The organism is Siphonobacter sp. SORGH_AS_0500, assembly GCF_002838835.1.
Lineage (GTDB): Bacteria > Bacteroidota > Bacteroidia > Cytophagales > Spirosomataceae > Siphonobacter.
This window is the reverse complement of sequence record NZ_NHPP01000006.1, coordinates 67,498-89,628: the sequence shown is the minus strand read 5'-3', so window position 1 is coordinate 89,628 and position 22,131 is coordinate 67,498. Positions and strand designations below refer to the sequence as shown.

General features: G+C 45.7%; 19 protein-coding genes. 12 read left to right on the top strand and 7 right to left on the bottom strand.

From position 1 onward, the window contains the following. Complete coding sequence (locus BWI96_RS08465) at positions 1 to 1,092, top strand: acyltransferase (RefSeq protein WP_106636223.1); 1,092 nt, start codon at positions 1 to 3, stop codon at positions 1,090 to 1,092. Here BWI96_RS08465 and BWI96_RS08460 read toward each other — a convergent pair. Then, positions 1,073 to 2,569, bottom strand: coding sequence for a S41 family peptidase (locus BWI96_RS08460; RefSeq protein WP_106636222.1), 1,497 nt, complete (start codon positions 2,567 to 2,569; stop codon positions 1,073 to 1,075). The two genes, BWI96_RS08465 and BWI96_RS08460, sit on opposite strands and share 20 nt — an antisense overlap. 204 nt (positions 2,570 to 2,773) lie before the next feature. Here BWI96_RS08460 and BWI96_RS08455 point away from each other — a divergent pair, with 204 nt between their 5' ends. Next, entirely contained in the window at positions 2,774 to 3,241 is a 468-nt protein-coding gene (locus BWI96_RS08455; protein ID WP_106636221.1) for a hypothetical protein, read from the top strand. A gap of 549 nt (positions 3,242 to 3,790) precedes the next feature. On the opposite strand, the gene BWI96_RS08450 is transcribed toward BWI96_RS08455, so the two are convergent. Next, positions 3,791 to 5,020, bottom strand: coding sequence for a DUF4876 domain-containing protein (locus BWI96_RS08450; protein WP_106636220.1), 1,230 nt, complete (start codon positions 5,018 to 5,020; stop codon positions 3,791 to 3,793). Positions 5,021 to 5,242: 222 nt separating this feature from the next. Between BWI96_RS08450 and BWI96_RS08445 the strand changes: the two genes are divergently transcribed. Both BWI96_RS08445 and BWI96_RS08440 read left to right on the top strand, forming a co-directional pair. Next, positions 5,243 to 5,671 carry a peptidylprolyl isomerase gene (locus BWI96_RS08445; protein WP_106636219.1) on the top strand — a complete coding sequence of 143 codons (429 nt, stop codon included), beginning with the start codon at positions 5,243 to 5,245 and terminating at the stop codon, positions 5,669 to 5,671. 132 nt (positions 5,672 to 5,803) lie between these two features. Continuing rightward, positions 5,804 to 6,190 (top strand): response regulator, encoded by a 387-nt coding sequence (locus tag BWI96_RS08440; RefSeq protein WP_106636218.1) that lies wholly within the window; start codon positions 5,804 to 5,806, stop codon positions 6,188 to 6,190. 16 nt (positions 6,191 to 6,206) lie between these two features. On the opposite strand, the gene BWI96_RS08435 is transcribed toward BWI96_RS08440, so the two are convergent. Further along, positions 6,207 to 6,914, bottom strand: a complete 708-nt coding sequence (locus BWI96_RS08435; protein ID WP_106636217.1) for an ABC transporter ATP-binding protein — start codon at positions 6,912 to 6,914, stop codon at positions 6,207 to 6,209. Between the two features lie 48 nt (positions 6,915 to 6,962). Further along, positions 6,963 to 9,404, bottom strand: coding sequence for a lipopolysaccharide assembly protein LapB (locus BWI96_RS08430; protein ID WP_106636216.1), 2,442 nt, complete (start codon positions 9,402 to 9,404; stop codon positions 6,963 to 6,965). A 129-nt stretch (positions 9,405 to 9,533) separates the two neighbouring features. Here BWI96_RS08430 and BWI96_RS08425 point away from each other — a divergent pair, with 129 nt between their 5' ends. From BWI96_RS08425 to BWI96_RS08415, 4 genes are read left to right on the top strand one after another with little or no spacing between them, the layout of a single operon-like run. Then, the gene (locus tag BWI96_RS08425) at positions 9,534 to 10,112 is read left to right on the top strand and encodes a hypothetical protein (protein WP_106636215.1); all 579 of its coding nucleotides are present in this window, start codon (positions 9,534 to 9,536) and stop codon (positions 10,110 to 10,112) included. Positions 10,113 to 10,169: 57 nt separating this feature from the next. Further along, positions 10,170 to 10,721, top strand: coding sequence for a DUF1599 domain-containing protein (locus BWI96_RS08420; RefSeq protein WP_106636214.1), 552 nt, complete (start codon positions 10,170 to 10,172; stop codon positions 10,719 to 10,721). A gap of 18 nt (positions 10,722 to 10,739) precedes the next feature. Then, on the top strand, positions 10,740 to 10,877 hold the full coding sequence (locus BWI96_RS21545) for a hypothetical protein (protein ID WP_157830276.1): 138 nt from the start codon (positions 10,740 to 10,742) through the stop codon (positions 10,875 to 10,877). Further along, positions 10,871 to 11,449 (top strand): phosphatase PAP2 family protein, encoded by a 579-nt coding sequence (locus BWI96_RS08415; RefSeq protein ID WP_106636213.1) that lies wholly within the window; start codon positions 10,871 to 10,873, stop codon positions 11,447 to 11,449. The genes BWI96_RS21545 and BWI96_RS08415 overlap by 7 nt, the downstream gene beginning before the upstream one ends. 168 nt (positions 11,450 to 11,617) lie before the next feature. Here the strand turns inward: BWI96_RS08415 and BWI96_RS08410 are convergent, their stop codons facing one another. From BWI96_RS08410 to BWI96_RS08400, 3 genes are read right to left on the bottom strand one after another with little or no spacing between them, the layout of a single operon-like run. Then, positions 11,618 to 13,951: a BamA/TamA family outer membrane protein gene (locus tag BWI96_RS08410; RefSeq protein ID WP_106636212.1), complete on the bottom strand. Its 2,334-nt coding sequence runs from the start codon at positions 13,949 to 13,951 to the stop codon at positions 11,618 to 11,620. Between the two features lie 36 nt (positions 13,952 to 13,987). Next, positions 13,988 to 15,880 (bottom strand): translocation/assembly module TamB domain-containing protein, encoded by a 1,893-nt coding sequence (locus BWI96_RS08405; RefSeq protein WP_106636211.1) that lies wholly within the window; start codon positions 15,878 to 15,880, stop codon positions 13,988 to 13,990. Between the two features lie 38 nt (positions 15,881 to 15,918). After that, positions 15,919 to 19,080: an AsmA family protein gene (locus BWI96_RS08400; protein ID WP_106636210.1), complete on the bottom strand. Its 3,162-nt coding sequence runs from the start codon at positions 19,078 to 19,080 to the stop codon at positions 15,919 to 15,921. 352 nt (positions 19,081 to 19,432) lie between these two features. Between BWI96_RS08400 and BWI96_RS22315 the strand changes: the two genes are divergently transcribed. The 4 genes from BWI96_RS22315 to BWI96_RS08385 are packed head-to-tail and all read left to right on the top strand — an operon-like array spanning position 19,433 to position 22,125. After that, the gene (locus tag BWI96_RS22315) at positions 19,433 to 19,789 is read left to right on the top strand and encodes a MauE/DoxX family redox-associated membrane protein (RefSeq protein WP_232793646.1); all 357 of its coding nucleotides are present in this window, start codon (positions 19,433 to 19,435) and stop codon (positions 19,787 to 19,789) included. Continuing rightward, complete coding sequence (locus tag BWI96_RS08395; protein ID WP_232793645.1) at positions 19,786 to 20,529, top strand: hypothetical protein; 744 nt, start codon at positions 19,786 to 19,788, stop codon at positions 20,527 to 20,529. The genes BWI96_RS22315 and BWI96_RS08395 overlap by 4 nt, the downstream gene beginning before the upstream one ends. Continuing rightward, positions 20,526 to 21,881 (top strand): hypothetical protein, encoded by a 1,356-nt coding sequence (locus tag BWI96_RS08390; RefSeq protein WP_106636209.1) that lies wholly within the window; start codon positions 20,526 to 20,528, stop codon positions 21,879 to 21,881. The genes BWI96_RS08395 and BWI96_RS08390 overlap by 4 nt, the downstream gene beginning before the upstream one ends. Continuing rightward, entirely contained in the window at positions 21,841 to 22,125 is a 285-nt protein-coding gene (locus BWI96_RS08385; protein WP_106636208.1) for a hypothetical protein, read from the top strand. Before BWI96_RS08390 ends, BWI96_RS08385 begins: the two co-directional genes overlap by 41 nt. The last annotated feature ends 6 nt before the right edge of the window (positions 22,126 to 22,131 follow it).

The following is a 22,131-nucleotide window of genomic DNA, read 5'->3' as shown; positions in this document are numbered from 1 at the left end:
ATGAATCAAACCTATACCTTCAAAAAAACTCAAAATAATTTCGATTTTATTCGATTCATCGCGGCGGTAGGTGTACTCTTTTCTCATAGTTACGACTTACAGAATAAAGATTCTCTTGAACCTCTACGAAATCTAACTGCCAACCATCTATCCTTTAGCTTTTATGGTGTACGGATTTTCTTTATCATCAGCGGATTCCTGATCCTCAAAAGTGCTCTCAATAGTAGCTCCTTTGTCAATTATCTTACCAAAAGAGCATTAAGGATCTTTCCCGGATTGTGTATAGCTCTTCTAATTTCTGTTTTTCTTTTCGGTTTATCCGTAACGCGACTACCTATTTTAGATTATCTTACTCAGCCACAAACCTATGCGTATCTGTTAAATCTTTCATTGTATCATTCCCAACAGGGATTACCCGGAGTTTTTGATACAGTGAATAATAGTCCCATTGTCAATGGATCGCTCTGGACGTTAGTATATGAATTTACCTTTTATTTATTACTCTATTTCGCCTTACGTTTAAAATTACTTAGAACCTCTTTTGTTTTGCTTATTACTTTTTGTCTATTGATAGTACTTGATCTAAAACTTCAGAATACAGATATAATTAATAATTACTATCCTAGCCTAAATATGTCTCCCGGTCCTTTCATAGAATTTTCTATATACTTTATGGCGGGTATGCTATTTCAGTATTATCAGGACAGATTTCCTATAACCAAAAATCTCGGATCTACTGCTGTAGTTTTATTTATAGCTAGCAACCTTTTTTTAGACTTTCCTTATAGCCGAGTAATAAATTATTTGTTACTCCCTTATGTAGTTTTTTATCTATCCTTCATCAAGGGATCTCTGAATAATTTCGGCAAATATGGCGACTTCTCTTACGGTATTTATATTTATTCCTTTCCTCTACAGCAAATCTTACTACAATTATTACCAGAAATTTCAGTTGCTTTATTTGCTTTTTTATCTCTAATAGTTGTTAGTCCTTTTGCCTATTTCTCTTGGTTTATAGTTGAAAAACCCATGATTAGGTTAAAAAGTAGAAAAACTATTATATACGAGAATCCTATTTCTTTACCAGTGTAGTCTTCTGAATCAGCTCATAGACTTTCTCCAGATCTGGATCAAGGTTACCCATGAAATCCATCGAAGTGAAAGCGACCGGGTAATCGGGCATCACGCCCCGACCTTGATTAGTATCTGTTACCGCAGTTAGAGCCTTAAAAAGCGGGATTCGAATACGAACCTGACTTTCGGGTAAGGTCATGTAAGGAATGGCCCAGGCCGTACAGCCGTTACGCCCCCCGCCTGTTTCTCGTCCAATTACCACGGCCCGTTTCCAGAATTGAAGATTGGCCGTGGTTATAGAAGAAGCAGAGAATGAGCCTCCATTGGTAAGGATGTATAAGTCGCCGTGAAAACCGTGTTTTTTCTTAGGCTTTTGCACTCTCGTGGCACTGCGAATGACGAGCCGCCCATCGTCCATTTTTTTGCAAATTACCTTCATCAGGATCATTCGGGCAACCCGCTCATTGGTGTAACGATTGTACTCTTTTTTAATAGGTAAACTTTCTACGGATCGGTAAGCCTGAAACGGCTCCTGCATCAGATACCGCATCAGCAAGTTACTGGCGGCTACTTTGCCTCCTCCATTGTTGCGTAAATCGAGAACCAGATGCTGAATGTGATTCCGCTCAATTTCACGGAATAACTTCCGGTATAGTTTGCGGTAATTACCCATACTAAACGTGTTCAGGTCCAGCAAGGCCAGACTGGAATCGCGTTTGGAAATAGATAATGTGGCATTCTTGCTGCCGTATATTCGAATCATGGCAGGCTCAGGAGGCCGCACCTGCCCCGTAACGGGCGTGGTGGGTGTGAGTGGAATGTTCGCAGGTCTAACCTTTTTCTCGTTTTTCTTTAACGCTACGAAATAACTTTTCTCCTGCTTCAGCGAGTCCAGAATAGTCACCTCATATTTATCTTTTTCACCGTACCAGTAGCGGTAATACATCGGGAAATTGTTAAGAATAGTCGTATTCTTAAACGTTTGGTTATATCCATCCGAAATCACGATTTTCCGCAACGAGTGGTAGGTATCTAATGCCGGACGGCCTTCGATTTTCACGATTTCTTTGCCTTTATAAAGCTCCGGCTGATTACTCATATTCGAGGAGATAAAAATTCGGTTGTCTACCTCGAAAACACTCAGGGGAAAGTCGTTTGGCGTATGGTGCTTCCGCCAGCGTTCGAAGCCTTTAGAACCCCGAACGGTTGTATGACCGCAGTGTACCATTTCAATCAGCGGATCCAGCAGTCGACGAAAATCTGCCTCCGTCATGGGTTGCGTGATGGCTTGAGCGGTAGCGTCAAAAGCCGAATCCAGTTGGGCTTTTGGGGTATACCAATACAAACCCGGATGTCCCGACTCGAGTCCTTTCCGCATAATCTTCAGGTCTTTTTGAAGTTGACTTACTTCGAAAGTTCGTTGCGGAGTATAGGCTCTTTGGGAACAGGCTGAAATGCTGAGCAGAATAAGAAATAGCCAGAAGATATTTTTCATACACCCTAATAATACTTCAGAAAACCGTAGGTATGATTTAGTAACGTTCCCTGATTCAACTATTGTATTTTCCTGGTAGACAAGGTAACAGGAAGTCCCCAATATTGAATAAATTCCTTTTGAATTTACAAAAAGTAACCCATTTTCAGCAATATAATTCCGGGCTTTTGTTAATTTTATTAAAGTCACTTTCAGCAACGCACTATGGCCAATGCATCGCTTCGCTTACTAACGGCTCTTCGCCGGACAGCTCAGAAACTTCAGCAGGGTTCTCCTTATATGTGGGGACACATGGGTTGCTGCAATTGCGGTAACCTCGCTCAGGAATTAACTCAGTTAACCAAAGCGGATATTCACGAATTTGCATTACAGGGCCGGGGAGACTGGCGGGAACAAATAGAAGAATATTGCCCTACCAGCGGGTTACCCATGGATTTGCTAATTGCAGATTTATTAAATCATGGCTTAACCACCTCTGACCTCCAACACCTGGAACGGCTCTCTGACCCTAAAATCAAAGCCCTGATTCCTCTGGAACGGAGAAATCAGATGCGGCATAACGTTCGGGAAGATGTTGTTTTATATATGAAAACCTGGGCTTCTTTGCTCGAAGAAGAGTTGCTTAAAAACGTTCAGCTTCCTGAGTTACTTCCTGTTGCTGAGGAAGTTTGAGTGGGTTTGAATTAGTTTGATTTGAAATATCGTAGTCACTCGGCTGGAGCCGAGCGGCGGGAAACTGCCGTATGGTGGGAACGAGAGGGAATCTCGCACCAGTGGCGTTTCTTTTGTTGGTCCGGTCCCTCGCAGTCGCTCGGCTCTAGCGAGTGACGCTCTAGTCTGGTAGGCCTCTGGCCGATGGTAGCAAGTCTGTTTTGATTGGGGAAACATTGTTGGCTGATCCCCTACTGGTTCGCCCTCTACCGGCCAGAGGCCTAGAGCTAGATAGTCACTCAGCTAGAGCCGAGCGACTGCGAATGGGGTTCTCCGAACGCAGCAAGAGACCTTGGGTAGAATGCGACGGGGCTAGTTTAGTCAAGTTACCGCATGACCCAACCAACTCGAAAAAGGTCATAAGCTTCTTCGCTCGGAATGACAGACACTGATGATGAATATAAAATGGACTTACTTACTGAAACCCACGAGGCTGGGCTCTTTCGAAGTAACCAAAATCAGTTTGTGAATTTGCGGTAGTAGCCAATATTCGCCGAGTATTGATGGTTTTCACCGTTTTTCGAATAATGGATTGTGAAGAATACGCTCCGCCGGGAACGTACTTATAAGAAGCATCCAGGCGGACGGGTACCTTTCGGGGATACGTTTGGGTTGACGAAGCTGTAGCTCCACGCCATCAATCAGATAAGTAGTAGGAATCTGGAAATTGTAGAGTGTATTAACCGTAATCGTCTGAACCGTAGGCAGTGGTATTCGGGGCCACTCCAGAAGGTTTTGGGGAGCTTTGAAAATCACCACCGCATCCAGCCCCTGCGGAGCCATTTCCAAATCGCTGGCATTGGCATTGATGATAGTAACATTAGGAACGGCTGGATTATCCACGTCAGAAGGACGAATACCCCGGTAAAATTCAAAATTTGCCTGACTCAGATCTACCGTCAGGCCTGCGGTTTTGGTGGGGATCATTTTCCCGTCCCGACCCACATAACCCGTTTTATGATTTTGAGCATTTTGAGCAATAATGATACTTTCTCCGGGCTTGACGGGATACTGACTACCATTTCCCGGAATCATCACTAACGTATGAGCGTAGACATAATCGGTATTAGCCTTATCTCTCAAAGCAGCTGGGATATTCAAGGATTTACTCCAGTCATACTGCCCGGTTTCGGCTACCAGAAACTCAGACGAAATACTCCGGCTTCGCACCCCTTGCAATAAGCCTACACACAAACTGTCAGCGTATAATTCGGCGTTCGAGTTATTATAAATTTCAATGAACTGGTCCCGAATTCCAGCTCCATTTAGGGTGTCTGACCCCGCGTAATAGACTTGCTTAATAACCCAGTTCCCCATCGGATTTACTTTCAGCGTAAGCCTTGTCGGAATCGTGTTACTGGCGGTAAAATTTACGTTGATCAACGAATCTACCAGCACCACATCCTGATCAACGGGAATGCCCGTATAACTTGAATATTCCTGCATTTGAACAAGTCGCCGGGCAATGACCGAATACACCCCGCCTACTACTCCCGGAAAGGTGACTCTCCCCGAAGCATCCGTTATGGCCATCCACTGCTGTCCGGCATTCCGGTCCTGAAGTAATACCTGCGTATTTACCGGAGATAGGCCCGCATTTTTCAGACTTTCTTCCAGTTCGATCTGAATTTGCACATCCGTAGCGTCCAAAGCCGGGTCCAGGGTTAATTTACAGGAGGTTAGGAAGGCACCCAGGCCCAGAATCAACAGGCTTAATAAGGCGTATTTTCTGATTTTCATGGAAGGCGGTTCATACTTTCTACGGTCCTCAAAAGTAATCACAAAAGGCCGGAATGAAAATTTACCTCTACCTTTGCCTCGTTCCTCTAGCCTGGACAGCGTTATGGTTACCCTGGCTGGAAAAGCTTTTTTATAGAAAAGAAAACAACAACAGGCTTGAACTGGGCATGATTATGCACATCTTCGGCTGATTTTTTTATACAAACCCTAATTACTAGTCTCATGGCAGCTCAATCTGGCGACAAGGTTCGCGTTCACTACACAGGTAAACTCACCAGCGGTGTTGTTTTCGATTCTTCTGAAGGTCGCGACCCCCTTGAATTCACGCTGGGTAGCGGTATGGTTATCGCCGGTTTCGATTCAGGTATCACCGGAATGCAGGTGGGCGAAAAGAAAACCGTTCACATTCCTGTGGCTGAAGCCTATGGCCCTTCTGATGATAATCTGGTTTTTGAGTTTAACCGCAGTGACCTTCCCAAAGACATTCCTTTTGAAGTAGGTATGCAACTCAATATGCACGCAGATGGCGAAGGTCAGGTTGTTCCTGTAACCGTAACCAGCGTTGCTGATGATAAAATTTCAGTAGATGCCAACCACCCTTTGGCTGGGCAGGATCTGGTTTTTGAAATTGAATTAGTAGGGATTAACTAATTCCTATCTCAGTTCTGGAACAGAAAATAGCGGAAAATAAAAGCTTCCGCTATTTTTTTGTTTCAGGCCTTCTCTTCCTTCCGCGTTTTTCGTAAATTAGTAGGCCCTTTTTTTGCCCCCTAAGTAAAGTCTATGAAACAACGCGTTTTTTTGGCGGACGACGATGAAGATGACCGTTTCTTCGCAACCCAGGGTATAAACCCTGACGCAGACTGCGAGCTTACGCTTTTTACGAATGGCGAAGATTTGATTCATCACCTGGAAAAACTTCCCACTAGCGAGCAACCCACTCTGATTTTTCTGGATTTGAATATGCCTCGGATGAATGGCTTTGAAACCCTGGCGATTCTTAAAGAAAAATGGAAACATATTCCAGCCATTATCTTAACCACTTCTGACCATGAGCGGGATCGGGAAAAGGCGGCTCGCCTGGGGGCTGATGATTTCCTCACCAAACCTGACAATTTTAATCGGCTGAATGAAGTATTAACTTCTATTAGTTCCTGCTGGAAAGCCTGATTGGTCAAGCAGTAGGCTATAATAAATCCGGTTTACGCACGTCTTTATTGATTAAATCACTTTCAATAATTCCGTCGCGAAGTCGGATGATTCGATGCGAATACAGAGCAATGTCTTCTTCGTGAGTAACCATCACGATGGTGTTCCCCTTGGAGTATAACTGGTCGAACAGATCCATAATCTCGTAACTGGTCTTGGTATCAAGGTTTCCCGTGGGTTCATCAGCCAACAAAATCGAAGGATCATTTACCAAAGCCCGAGCCACCGCTACGCGTTGACGCTGTCCACCCGAAAGCTCATTCGGGCGGTGATGAGCCCGGTTTTCCAGCCCTACTCCTTTCAGCGTTAACATGGCTTTCTCAATACGGTCGGCTTTGGAATAACCCGCGTAAATCAGCGGTAAAGCCACGTTTTCGAGGGCCGTTTGACGGGGCAATAAGTTGAAGGTCTGGAAAACAAAGCCAATTTCCTTATTGCGAATTTCAGCCAGTTGATTCTCTCCCATCCGACTTACATCGTGACCATTCAATACGTAAGTTCCTGAAGTTGGCGTGTCCAGGCAACCTACAATGTTCATCAGCGTACTTTTCCCTGAGCCCGACGGCCCCATAAAGGCCACGTATTCCCCTTTCTGAATGGAAATGGTAATATCTTTTAACGCCTCGACCACTTCGGTCCCCATGACGTAGCGTTTCTGTATGTGTGTGGTTTCAATGATGTTCATAAACCCAAGTCCAGTTATCGGCTTACCCGATTGGATAAACTTACTGACTCATTGAAAGTCTTGCTGACGTTTTTCGATTAAAGCTCGTTTTTGCTGATAGACGGGCAGGAAACTTTCGTATTGTTCCGGAAAATCATTTTGCAGTATTTTCAGTTTTTCTTCGGCATACTGGGTCAGGCTTAATTCCAGGCTTTGCAAAATGTACAACTTCAGAATTTCGGGCGAATCCTGACGATAGTTCAAGGCGTTGTACAAAGCATTATACGCTTTCTGCGGCTCTTTTCGCTGATTGGCTTCGGCGGTGTAGCGTTCCAGCACTTTAATGTTAAGCGGATTACGCATCAATTCTTCCGAACCATCGCCCGTCCAACGGGTGGGCGGAGCCTGTTCGTTCGCTACTTCCCGATTCAAAAAGGCCGCCAGCGGCTTCCGCCAGCGGTCACCGGAAGCGGCGGTATCGGCCATCGCTCGGGCAGATAGGATGTCCAGTCCCTCCAGTTTATTGCCGTCATAATACGAAACCAGGGCATGCAGATACTGTAAATCGTCGAAATAAGCTGCATTACCTTCTTTCTCAGATAAAGTACGTAACGCTGAACCTGTCACGGGGGGCGTTTTTCCGGCTTTAATATCCGATAAAGTAGCGTTTGATACTAAAGCGAACTGAGCGAGAGTCAACACCGAATCCGCCCCGATACTAATCTTGGTTTCGGACGATTTTCCATTCAATAACTCAACGGCTTTCTGGTTTACCTGCACCGAAACGTAATCCGAAGCCTGTTCACTGGCTAATTTTTCAGCCGCTGGCAGGTCTCCTTTACGCAGATACAAAGCCATCAGATTTGTCGCAGGTACTCCTGCTTGTCTCGTTAGTTCAATGGCTTTTGCGTAATAATACTGAGCAGAATCCAGACCGTTCGCCTTAGCGTGTAAGTACGCCAGATTGGACATTAATTCACCATTGTTGGGAAACCGTTTCTGTCCATCCCGAGCGGTGAAGAAGGCATCAAACGCCAGTTCTTCATTTGTCAAACTTCGGGTTAACCCGGCATAGGCATAAGGCGATGGATTTTTAGCCACAGCCTGACGGAAGAAACCCGCAGCTGAAGCAAAATCGCCCTGAATCCAGGCCAGGGAAGCCAGTCCGTAATTAGATTTATGGTTTTGAAAATCAAAACCCGCCCCCTGTTGATAGAAGGTTTCGGCCAGGCGATAATCCTGCCTGGCTGCAGCCAGGTCGCCCTGAGCGTTATAATAACCAGCCACTCCTTGCTGAAAGACATAATAATTGTTGTAATACATCAACACCACGCACAGAATGACGGAAAGTCCGCGAGCATGGAAACTGGCAATGTAAGCGGGTTTGAACAGCACAATATGCACGGGTTTCCCTTCACGCATCTGCGGCCCGAAGTTGAGCAATACGTAAAAGAAGAACAGAACGCCGCCCGTCAAATGAGCATAGTTAATTCCCTGAGAAAGGGATTCAATCGCGGAATCATTTGCCGTGCTATTTACGTAGGCCAGAACGGAGACGGCAATGGTTACTAACCCCAGATATAAACTGGCTCCCTGCGGCTGAAAAGACCAGTAACTGGCTCGTTGGTCGTCTCTTTTCTTTTGTCCCCACAATCCCAGAATGATAGAAATCGTAAAAACCACGAAGGGATTCAGGTATAACAAATCCCAATCGATTCGGCGACTGGTATGCAAGTCCGTTAAGAGTAAGTTACCCAGGTAAAACAGACTCAGGACGGTAAAACTAGGCAGGCTGTTTCGTCCCGACTGATTGGTAGCCAGCCAGGTTAACCCAATCATGATTTCAAAAGAAACCCAGAAAGCTACCAGAATAACCAGCACCATTCCGGCAGGGTAACCGTAGGCCAGAAGATCAGCGGGCGTTGCTTTTCCAACCGTACAAAGCAAGACCACACTAACTATGATTAATGCTTTAAAAACAATAAATCGAATGAGTAAACCTGCGTCCCGTTTAAAGGCTTGAAAGTAAAAGCTAACGCCCACAAAGACGGTAACCAGGATTATAGTAGCCAGTCGGTCGGTGCGGCCCAGAATGGCATCTATTTGTAAGGAACTGGTTAGCAGAATAAAAGCCGTCATGGCTCCGAAATACCAGAGCCGGGGTAAGGCCGACGTTGCCATTAAGGTGATAGCCACACCCACTAAAGCCAGAATGAGACAAACCCAATCGGTCAAAGGATGGTTTACTGACATGGGGGAAGCCACAAACTGCTCGGTCAGGGCATAAGCCGTCGCCTGAATCTGGAATTTTGAACCATTGGCCTCAAATTGATCCAACCCAAAAGGCATTTCTCCCAGCTCACTCAGCACGTCCCAATGAATAACCGAGTCAACGCCCTGATAAGCAAAAAAGGCCCATGCTATTAAACCAACTACGAATCCGAACAATCCAATGTAAAAAAGCCTCTGGTAAGGTCGAGGCCATGCACTCCAAAAAATAGCTGCCTGCATGCAAGTAGGGGTAACCGTTTCCGGTGGTAATAAAATTATTCGTAATTAAAACGACACAAAGAACGTTTCTATTGACTATTAGCCCTTCGGTTGACGTACTTTGTTTTTATAATTTCCTCCCGTTCATTCATGTTTTTAACTAAATCCCTCCCCCGCCTGTTCAGTTCCAGTGGTTTTTTACTGGTGGTTCTCTGCTTCTTCTTCAACTTCATGACCATCAGTTGCAATCACGAACCCGTAGCCACGATTACGGGCTGGAGTTTGGTAAAGGGCGGAAAGCCACAAGCCGTCGTGCCCAAATGGGCGGAGGGATTAAGTAACGAGGATATCAAAGAATTGGGTCAAAACGGAAATGCGGCCCTTACCCAATCCCGCCGGATTCCGATGCAACCCGCCGCCGCTGTCGTGGTGTTATTGTGTGTATTAGGCATTGGCATGAGCTGGGCTCCCGAAAAAATTACTCTGTATGGTAACAGTATCGCTTCTGGCTTAAGCATTATTCTGCTGGTCATGCTGCGTTACTTTTTGTCAGATTTTGATACCATCCTAAACACGGCTACGGTAGACCTTAACCCTTTGTCGAAGGAAGATTTACAGTTTATTCGCCTCTTTTCCATTGACTGGAACTGGCCCTACTGGCTGGCTTTAGGTATCCTTCTTGTGATTTTTGGCAATACAGGTTACCAGCTTTTACGAAAACGCTCCTAGTTTTGTCGGAAATTGGTTGATTATTTTACTCCTTTTCAGCCTTATTAAATGGAATATATGTCACAGACTGAAGTAGAATACCGTCACGTTGTTGCGAGTTGTAAAGATCTTTTCCTGAAAAAAAATCGGGATTATGGCACTGCCTGGCGAATTTTACGCCTGCCCAGCCTGACGGATCAGATTTATATCAAAGCCCAGCGAATCCGTCAGTTGCAGGAAACGGGCGTTTCCCGCGTGGGAGAAGGGATTACACCGGAATTCATCGGCATTATTAATTATTGTGTGATGGCCCTGATTCAGCTTCAGTTAGCCGACGATCCAAGAATGGATATTCCAACGGATGAGCTTTCGGCTCTGTACGATCAGGAAATCAACGAAACCATTCACTTATTACTCAACAAAAATCACGATTACGGCGAGGCCTGGCGGGCGATGCGAGTAAGTTCGATGACAGATATTATCCTGATGAAACTCCTTCGTACCAAACAAATTGAAGACCTCGGCGGACAAACGCTGGTGTCGGAAGGCGTGGATGCCAATTACCGGGATATGATTAACTATTCCGTTTTCTGTCTCATTCTGATGGCTCAGCAACAGTCCGAGCAGTAACTTTTCAACCGCCGCTACATGATCCGTTTTTTACTTTCCTGCTGGCTGGTACTGTTTTTCTTCGGTACCTCGCTGGCTCAACTTGACTCCACACGTCGGAAACCCGTCTGGAAACCGTTCATTGCTCCAGTTAGTTTGATAACGGCAGGTTGGTAACTCAGGGAAGTATCAGCCGGGAAATCCGTCGGAGCGTTCGGCAGGAGTTTCCAAACTTTCAGACCAAAGCCGATAACTACCTGGAATTTGTTCCGACGCTCGTTCCACTGAGTTTGGGAGCACTCGGCGTTAAAGGGAAACACGCGTTCAAAGATCAGTTGGTATTGATGGTGTTATCGCAGGGGGTAGCTAACTCCCTTTCGTATGGCTTAAAACGGATTATTCAATATCCCCGTCCCAACGGTGATGATAACCTTTCCTTTCCCTCCGGCCATACGTCGGTAGCGTTTACGGGAGCGGCGGTATTATCGAAAGAATACGGCGAACAAAGTGTCTGGTACAGCATTGCGGGTTACGGCATCGCCACGAGTGTGGCCGGGATGCGGGTGCTAAACGACAAGCATTGGGTCGCTGATGTTTTATTCAGTGCCGGTTTAGGCATCGCTTCCACCGAAGCCGTGTATGCCGTTTACCCCTGGATTCAGCGGAAAATCTTCAAGCAAAACAAACTCGCCGTTATGCCTTTTTACTCGGGTCAGACGTATGGGCTCGCGATGGTTGCACCACTTTAGGTAGTTTTCAGTTGTCGGTTTACTGTTTTCAGTTATTCTTTTACGCCATGCTGGTGAGACACCAGCCATGGCGTAAGGGGAGAGCCAAACGCGATGAAGTCGCGTCCCTGCAATAAAAAGGCCTGAAACGCTTAAGCATTCCGGGCCTTTTTAATCCATTCTATGGTATTAGAAAGGATAACCTACGGCAATGTTCAGGACCAGGTTCTCTCTCCGCCAGTTCCGATCACGGAAGTTGATTTTGTCTAGTACCCAACGATTTTCTTCAGCAAAAGTAGGATTACGGAGAGGAGTTGCAAGATCAAAACGTAGTACAAAATAGGTAACATCGATCCGCAAACCAACCCCGGCCCCTACGGCTACTTCCTTCATGAAGTTTTTAGAGAACACAGCCGCTTCAGTATACAAAGTCGGATCTTTATACATCCAGACGTTACCCGCATCAACAAATAATGCCCCCTGCAAAAACTTATTAAATTGGGTACGTAATTCGGTGCTGGCTTCCAGTTTAATATCCCCTCCTCCATCTTGTAAAAGGACCTGAGTCCCATCAGGACGCACATAAGCTCCCGGACCAATACCACGCGGACGGAAAGCACGAATACTGGTGCTACCCCCAACGAAGTATTGTTTCACAAAAGGAAGGCTAGTAGAATTTCCGTAAGGTATACCGGCTCCCGCAAATACTTTAGAAGCCCAGGTTGAGTTTCTTGAAATTTTCAAATAATGCCGACTGTCTACGTCTGCCCGCACGTATTGCGAAAAGGCTACATTAAATAACTCTTTCTGTCCATTACCATCGCCATCCTTGAAAAGTAAGCCTGCCAAATTCCCGGCTGGCTCAAAATTAAAGATGAACTGTTGGGAGTGTCGACTTTGGCTTTGAAGAGATGAATTAAAGTGAAGAGAGTATAAACTACTTGGAATTAACTGCACGTTCTGCACAATGGCATTGTACTGAGCAGCCAGAGCATCATCCGTTAATGCTTCATAATAACGATCACCTAAACTGCTGGAGGGAACATAGACGTACGTTAAACTAAAGGGAATAATCGTATGCTCTACTTTCTGATTTCCCCGGAAAGAGTATCCAAATGTTCCCGTAAATGAATTCAGACGGTATAGTTGAGTACGAGAAATAGCCTGATAGCCTAACGTTACTTCCGTTTTAGGTAATACTTGCCGACGATCATAATCAATCCGAATGGGGCTTACCAATCGCGGGAAAGTAATGGACGCATTCAGACCATAACTGATATTGGTTAAGCCTTGCCCTCCCGCATTGAATTGGGACTCAATCCCGCCCGTTGCGTTGATGGTTAGCAGCTCAGCTCGTTTGAAAATGTTTCGGTTTCGCCAGCTAATCGTAGCCTGCGAACCCGTCAAACTATTGGATTTAGACGTTCCGGCAATTTCCAAACGTAAAGACTTTTTGGGATAGGGCGTCAGGTAATAATGTACATCCAGCACAGTAGAATCTCCCTGAACAGCCGGAGCAAACCGATTTCGGACGAATTTGAATGTCCCTAAGTTAATCAGACGAGAAAGTGTAATATCCTGAACCCGGCTATTATACCGACGGCCCGGCTTGAAACCAATGACATCCTGAAAAAGTCGATCATCGTAGGTACGGTCTGGATCCACTACCTGAAAACCGGAAATCGTTCGGAAAGCTTCACTCCTATTGGTATCCTGAGCAGCAGTATTTAACGTAAAATTAGGATAGATATAAACGTTTCGGATATGGTATTGCTGTCCAGCCGCCACGGGCATTTCTGGCTTCAAGGCCAGGTATAGTTTTGCTTTGTAATTGTTGCGGGAAGTATCGCCTAAAATGGCTACGTAATCAGGAATAAAGTAATAATACCCTTTTCGCTTCATTTCCTGGCTGATTCGCTCACGTTCGAGCTTCAGATTTTCCAGTCGGTAAGGAACGGGTGGTTTGAGTAAGGTTTGCTGCTGGGCCAGTTTGAAGTCTTTCCCAACCTGAGCGGTGTCGGTAATAAACTGAACCGAATCCAGAGTATAGCGGCGGTGTACCGTTACCTGATAAACGCCTTTGGCCTTATAGCCTTTTTTATCTTCTTCAATTTTTCCGGCTACTTCCGAGTGAAAGTATCCTTCGTTTTCCAGAAAAGACTTCCACACATTCGCATTCGTTACCACGGAGCGGGCACTGGCAAACACAGGTTCACGGCCCAGTTTCCGGCGAAGCGTCGCCCGAAAGCTGGAATCCTTCTTAGGCTCACCAATGACATAATACAGCCAGACCCGGTAAGGAAATCCAAAGATCGTGCTATTGGGCTTAGGTCGAGCCAGGCCTTCCAACTCACTTTTAAGAGCCTTCCGGTCACTACTGCTTACCCCTTCAAAAGGTAACATTTCAATCTCCGTTCCGCTATAAAGCCGTTCGTTGGCGGGCAGGTGCTTCGCCACGTTACAGCCCGATACCAGAGCAGCAAAGCTGAGTAAAATCAGATATATTTTAAGAGAGTACTTCAATGGATGAAAGGGTTAAACGAGTTAATCAAAATGCTTTTATTCCACTTTCTTCTTGCCGAAGATTTGATTGAACGTATTGTAATCCAGGTTAATCACAAAGCCCAGCCCTGTTTCAATGACGTAGCCTTCCAGAATATTTTCCAGCTCGTTTACCCGGTACGCCCGAACCATGTAACGGCCATCACGGGTGATGTTGTAGTTCACAGAGATATTGTCGAATACCTGAGCATTATTTCGCTCCACTCCTGTGTTATCTTCTAAGACGAAGTTCTTACCAACACTTACCGAAAGACGACCGTTGAAAAAGCTTTTTGACAAACCAATGTTCAAATCCGTTTTGGTAGCCGTTGAACCAGCGGTTTGAGCATTCTGGCCTGCGTTATTGTTGGCATAATCACTGGAGGAATTCAAACCTACATTTAAGTCAACTCCTTTAATCACATTAGAAGCCAGCCGATCTAATTGCTGAGAAAGAATCTTACTAACACTAGTACGGGCCAGATTTTCGGCATTGATTAAGCTACCGCCACCGCTACTGCCAGAGAAGAAGTCAAAGGAGTTTTCAGGTAAGAAACTTCCTAATACTAAGAGGGCAAAAACCTGTTTGTTAATTTCAGAAGGGTCTTTTCTGAATTGAACCAGCTTTGCCTGCACCGCTTCCTTAATCTCAGCAGAAGGAACCGTTGCTCCTTCAGGTAACATTACATCAAAACTTAATTTTGGGGCTGCTAAGTTGCCTTCCATCTTCAAGGCTACATCAAAAGGTAATTTATTGGCATAAAGGTTGCGACTGGTTCCAATATCTTGCCCATTCGTTTGACCTGCGATCAACTCTGAAACCCGAGCCTGAATGCGATAAAGTGCCGTAATATCCAGCGTAGCTTTCAAAGGATCTCCAGAGAATACGATACTGCTTCCCTTTTCGATTTCAAAGTCCCGCTTTAATACCTGATAAGTTAACGAGTAAGCTCCTTCCGTCACATCATAGCGTCCGAAGAGGCCAATATTACCGGCATCATCCATCGTTACGTTCAGACGGGCATTACCCTTGGCTCTCAGGTTATCCCCGCTTTGCTCATCTACAATGACATTGAATTCCGTAGCATCATTGATTTCTACGTCAATGGAAATGTTCGAATTTGCGAGCTGATCGAAGGTTATTTTAGTATTAAGCGTATCTGCTTTAGGCTTGCGGAGGTACTTGGCTAAAGCCGTACTGTCGTTGGGTTGAATGAAGGTAATGATGCCCGCCGACTCTTCGGCGGATGGTCCCGAGTCAGGAATTACCATTGTGATTTTGCTGCCGTCTTCTACTTTCAGATTCCCGGTAACCGAAGGCGTTGACCCAGTTCCACGAATCCGAAGATTAGTTGTTAACGAAGCATTTCCATATACCAGTTCATTATCCCGGCGAGAGGCATTCAGCACGTTAAATTGATTGGCCGTTACCTGAAGGCTATAACTAACGTCAGGTAAGTTGGCGATGTTAACCGTTCCGTCCGTCGTAAAGGCGTGGCCTTCGCGGTCTTTTAAATCGAATTTATTGAATCGAATCGTTTGGTTATCGAAGACAATAGCCTCGTCATTAATGGTGTACGATTCATTCACAAACTTGACATTGAAACCTACATCATTGAAGTTAATCTGACCGTTCAGTCGGGGTTTATCCACGGCTCCCTTCACCGTCATTTCGCCCTGCAAGGCTCCCTTCGTCTCGCGTAACTGACCGAAACTAAAGGCTTCGATGGTACGAGTATCCAATCGACGTAATTCTACATTCAAATCCAGAGCCTGGTCGGTGGAACTTGGGTTATAAAAACCACCCACATGAACATCGTTCATTTCGCCCACAAGGGTTACATCCGCCTGAATTCGGTCGTCAGTCATGTTAGCAAATTTCGCCTGAAGGTTACCCAGGTTCTTTTGCATGACATTCAGACTGTCTACTTTCAGGTCGCCCGTGAAGCTCAGCTTTTTGTTGGTGCCTTCGGTACGAGGTAATCTTTTACTACCACGTCGCCATTCAGCAAACCACCAGCCATCGTGCTATCCTGATTCGCCAGTTTCAGCAGATCACCAATAACCAGGTTTTTCAGTTCTACGTGTAAAGGAGCATTCGGGGTGGGCTCGGTACTGTTCACAATCAAGGCCTGATTGTTGGTTTCCAACCGGAATTTTTCCGCCACTACGCCTGCTTTGCTGTATCGGATATAACCCGTGGTATCAGAATTCCAGTATTGATAATTGGTTAATAAAGCCTGCCGATCCAGATGTAATTCGTAGGCATCGCCCTGAATCCCCACCCGACCCGCAATTCCGAAACGATCATTGTTTACAGAATCCTTGTTCATTACTTTGAACTGTAACTGATTCTGAGCCGCTGATGCCGTGATATTCGTTGGGTATAAATGAAGCGACTGTTTGCGGATTTCACCGACTTGTCCCTGTAATACCAGTTTTCCGTCCGTAGAAGCCAGTTTCAGATTAGCTCCCGCAACCAACATCGTATCGTACTCAATAGGCCCGGCAGTAACGGAAATATTCAGGGTAGAATCTGCTCGTTTGCTATCCAGCGTAGCCTCAATTTTAACGGGCTCCAGGCGAGTTAAGCCAGGAACGAAAGCAAGTAATAGAGGATGCTGCCGAACCCGCATTTTCAGCGTAAAATCCGTTGGAGCTTTGGGAGCTTCCACCTTCATATCAGGAATCGTCACGTATTTATTAACCTCCGTCAGAGCCGCCGCTGCCAGATCGGCATACTGGAAGTTACCGCCCAGATCAAGCTCCGCGAAAGGGGTGCGAGCGATAATGGTTTTGCTCGTTCCTTCAGCATTCGCCGTCAGGTATAACGAATCCACTGGATAATTTTCCCCCTTCAGGCTAATATTCAGATTCTCCGTCCGCAGCGTTCCAATTAATTTTTCAGGATTGGTTGAAGCAAAATCCATTTGAATATTTCCTTGTACCTGGAACGGATCGGTGTACAATTTCAGGGCGTGTAAATCCAATTGTTCAATTGCTACGGTACCCTTTACCGTCGGAAATTCTCCCTTCATGTTGGCATTTGCCACCAGATTTAAGCGGGCATTGGGATCATTAATACCTCCTTTTACATCTAGCAAACCCTGATTTAAACTTCCCTTCGCCGCAAACTGACGATAAGTATACCCTTGCAACGTGGCCTCGGGTACGTTTACATCGAAGGTAGTACTCATGGTTTTGGGGTCAATTCCCCTTCCGTTAACCGTTGCCGTTGCAGTGATTGCTCCAAACTGTTGCGGTTGCATCAACCATTTTCCTAAATCCAGTTGCTGAATGTTAGCCGTCCCGGCATAGGCCTGATTTTTCCCGGTTACGAAATTTTTAAGCTGTCCGTCAAAAGCCAGATTTCCGTAAGAAGAATTCATGGCAATGTCCAGATCAATCGCATTCAATCGACCTTTTGCCGTTCCGGCCAGTTTCAATTGAGCCGGAATACTGATGGAATCGGGCAGAGAACCTTTAGGAGCCAGTTTCTTCACATCCGCCGAACTCGTCGTTGCATTTTCCAGCACAATGTTCAGCCCCATTTTTTCGGGATCAGTCGGATACGACACCTTCCCGTGAGCCTTGACTTTTGTAGAAGACAGAATGGAGAATTCTACCAAGGGTAAATTCAAATCCGCCAGCGAGCCTTTGGCCTGAATGGAGGCATTTAAGACGGCCTTTTCATTGCCTTTGAGGGGCGTGGTTTGAGCCAGACTCGGTACCAGTGTGATAATGTCCGCAAAAGAGATCCTATTCTGCGTCATGTTTACATCCACCAGCACTCGTTTGGCCTCAGCCGCTCGGGTAAGTTGTCCAAGCGAATCGAATTTGATGATTAATTTATCCTTCAACAGCGTACCTGGCGTCTGTACTATAAAGTTCGTTAACCCAATTTGCTGCGGACTGTAGAAGACATCGGCATCAAAACGCTGGAGGTTCACCCCACTTTTTTCCCGGAATTTACCCTGACGCAATTTTCCAGAGATCAGGTTAGGTTGATACACCAGTTCTTCTCCCGCCAACGTAAATCCTTTAATATCAATGTGGCTATAATCCAGCCCTTTGGGTTGCCGGGGGTTGTTATCGTTATCGAACTTAATGTCATTATTAGCAAAGCGAACCCGACCAATTTTAGCCTTCCAACCCGCATTGGGGTCCTGGGGTTTTTCTTTATTATTCGGAGCAGGAGGGGCTTCAGGTTGCGGAGCCGTTTTATCTAACGTTGCCGTGATCTGAGAATTCATTAATTCCAGCGAACGAATAAGGGCCTGTTGTCCTTCCAGGTACAACTGATCTCCAGCCAGGTTCAGTTGTCCTACTTTTCCAGTACTACTGAACCCGGCTTCTTCGGCTCTGATATTCCAGGCGGTACGACTGAGTTGCCAGTCGCCCATGCGTAAATCCATGGTATCGCCTGGTACGGTTGCCGCATCGTTCACTTTTCCGGGGATGTCGATTCCCTTATAAATCCGGGCTTTTGCTATCAAACCACTGGACTTGATTTCATTCACATGGTAACGGGATTCAGCGGGGTTGATTTCATCAAATTTTCCGGTAAGCGTATCAACGGCAAAATGAATATCAGCCCCGGCGATGTCATCGACGTAATGAATCCGAACGTCGTTCATACCTACTCCTGACAGGCTTAGAGCCAGGGGAGCCGATGACGTATCCGCCGGATCGGCAGGAGCACCAGAAGAAAATGCGTCGATTAAGAAATTGAAGTTAAAAGCCGTATCTGGCAACGTTCGGGTTACGTTCAGACGAATCTTGTCAAGCTCAATCTGATTCAAAGCTACCCGACCCTGAATCAGACCCAGCATATCCAGATCGACCCGCAAGCGACCACCGCTGAGTAAGGTATCGCCTTTGGGCGTTTGGAAGTATACATCTTCCAACTGAATCCAGTCGGGAATCTGGTAACTAATTTTACCGATTCGAAAAGGGGTATTGAGTTTGCTGGACAGATAGCGATTGGCCTGTTTGGTAACAAAGTTCTGCCCCCAAGTGGTTAGGCCCAAAACCAGCAGAAAGGCAATTACCAGCAGTAAGAGCCCACCAATGGAAGCCAGCGAAATTTTAAGTATTTTTCTTATATTCATATGTGTCAACTCGACAGCGGGAAGCCGAGACCCTACTTTTGTCTAAAGGGGTAATCCATTCCAGAATAAACCGTAAAACTGGGGAAATAGCTAGATATAATATGAACCATTACCTCAAGTTGTGGATTTTTTTACACTATTTTTTACAATCTAGTTCAAGTTGATTTTTGAAAAGAATTTCTTTAAAAAGGTGCTTTGGTCACCTTGCTTAACCAGAAATGTGCATTCAGGCCCGCTTTTCCTTTCTTTCTAAATGCTTCGAGTTTACCTTTGTCTACTTCCGTTCGAGGAGTATGATTTCCGTTGATGAATTAGAAAGCAGCTTCGCCTCCAAAGTTGCGTTTGAACACCTATGAAAATCTTTGCCCATTTTTGCCGACTGCTGGTTGGTGTCATTTTCATCTTTTCGGGATTAATCAAGTTGAATGATCCCGTTGGCACCCAGATTAAACTGGAAGAATACTTCGAAGTTTTTGCTCAGGATTTCTCCGGTATGGCGGCATTCTGGGAAGCTCTCGTTCCCTATGCTCTCTACTTTTCAATAGTACTGTGTTCGCTGGAAATTCTGGCCGGAGTAGCCCTATTAGTGCAGTGGAAACTACGCCGAACGGCCTGGTTTCTGGTATTACTCTGCACCTTTTTTGCCTTTCTGACTTTCTATTCTGCGTACTTCAATAAGGTTACCGACTGCGGCTGTTTCGGAGAATGATCAAACTTCAGCCCTGGACTTCTTTCTGGAAAGACATTGTTCTGCTGGTATTATTACTAGTTGTCCTCTGGCAAAGAAACCTCTTCCGGGATACGCACACTACAGCAGTAATGGTTCTGGCCGTATTATTCTGCCTCGGTTTGGCTATTTATGCCGTTCGTTACCTGCCGCCTTACGACGGGCTAGCTTACGCCATTGGTGAGAATATTCCTGCCAACATGAAAAATCGGGAACCCTTCCGTTTTAAATACCTGGTTACTAAAGACGGCAAAGAAACCGAATTCGATCAGTATCCAACGGACACTACGTACCAGTTCAAGGAAATGATTGGACCGCTCAACCCAGAGGCTGGCCCCCGCATTACTGACTACCGTTTATGGAATGGAGACACCGATTTTACTCAGGCTTCTTTTCAGGGAAATCATTTGTTTTTGATTATTCAGGACGTTAATAAGGCCAATCTCAGTACGATTGATAACCTTCGGGCTTTGCTGAAAAGTCTGGAAGGATCATCCGTGCAACCCGCCATTCTTACTTCCTCCCCCGAAGACGATTTCAATGCTTTCCGTCACGAGTATCAATTAGCCGTTCCTTATTATTTCGCTGATTTCAAGGTTCTTAAAACCATTGTCCGTAGTAATCCCGGTTTGTGGCTGTTATCCAATGGTACGGTTCGGGGCAAATGGAGCTTCGCCAGCGTTCCTTCCAAAGAAACCATCCTTGAAAAAGTGAATCCATGAGGCCTTCCGTTCGTTACCTTTGGCCTGCCTACCTTTTGTTTCTGATCCCCGTATTTACTTATGGCTGGTTTCTGAATGCATTTGCGATTAATCTTCCCTGGGCGGATGATTCGGCTTTTATGCTGTATATCCATCATCGTTCATTACCGAGCGATACCTGGGCTACGTTCTGGGCGGATACCTTCCGCCAGCACATTGACCACCGCATTGCCACGCCTCGATTATTGATCTGGCTGACCACTCTGCTTCAGGGCGAACTGAATTTTCGCACAACAATTATTCTTGGAAACCTAAGTGTGCTGGCTTCGGTGGGTTTATTATACCGTTCCTTTCGTCGCAGCGGTCATCGGTTTTGGTTATTTGTGCCCGTTTGTTTCCTTATTTTTCAGCCTGTTCACTACGTAGATTCCCTCTGGACGATCTGCGTGTATCAACATAATTTTCTTATTTTCTGGGTATTACTAGCTCTGGAGTGCTTACAGTCCTCACGAACCTGGGCTTTTGTTCTGGCCATTCTTGCTGCTCTGGCGGCTACTTATTCGGGCGGAAACGGCATGTTCCTCTGGTTACCCGGATTGCTCGTATTACTCATTCAGAAAAAGTACCGCTGGGCTGGCCTTTGGGCAGTGATCGTCGGGGTCGGTGGCATTATGTACTTTATTGGCCTACAAACCAGTCAGGAAACGCACATTAAAGAGAGTCTTTCCCAGCCCCTGGAAGTCATTAAATGTGCAGCCGTTTTTCTGGGCGGCATGACCTCAGCCTTTAGCCTGGCCAATGCTCCAGCAATCGGATTAGGGTTAGTCATCAGTTTGATTCTTGTGCTGTCTCTCTTATTGGTTACCCGTAAAACGCTATCCTTATCAACGCTGGGGTTATTACTTTTTCTGGCGATGTCCGCTGGAGCCGTAGCCCTTTCCCGTTCCTGGAGCGGCATTGCTATTACGGATCGTTATCAGATTTACGCCGCATTTGCTCTGACGGCGGCCTACCTGCTTGTTATTGACTTGCTGCGTCCTTCGCTTCGGAACAGCATGGGGGTAGCCGCTATTTTTGCTTCCATTCTTTTCTGGATTTCAGCCTGGTACGAAAAGTATCCGCTCCTGATTAAATACCGGGATTCTCTCCTCTGTGAAAGCTCCAACTGGCAGCAAAATGGCAGATTTCTGGATGTATTACTTTTCCATAATCAGGCTTTTCAATATGCCTACGTTCCCCTCATTACCAAACAGATTTACCAGTTCCCCGCAGCTATTCCCATTCCTGATTCGGCGGCATCAACGGTCTTGAAAGACCCCCTTGCCCTTCAGTATGATCCTTCTTTTCCTGAAACTTATTACTGTCAAATCTGAGCAGATTGATTTAAATTCAGGCCCGGTTTATCTAATTCTGAAATCCGCGAACAGTCAATGGCTGGTTCCCTTTCTGGCTAAACCGAATGGCAAGGTTCAGTTTCTGAAAACGGGTAAGCCTTTGTTTCAGGGTGGTACGGCTCAGTTCATGACGGAATCCTTACCTCGGGGCATGTATCAGTTAGGGCTTATTCAACAGCATAAGTTATACTGGTTACCACAGTACTTTACAAAAACAGATTAGGATCTC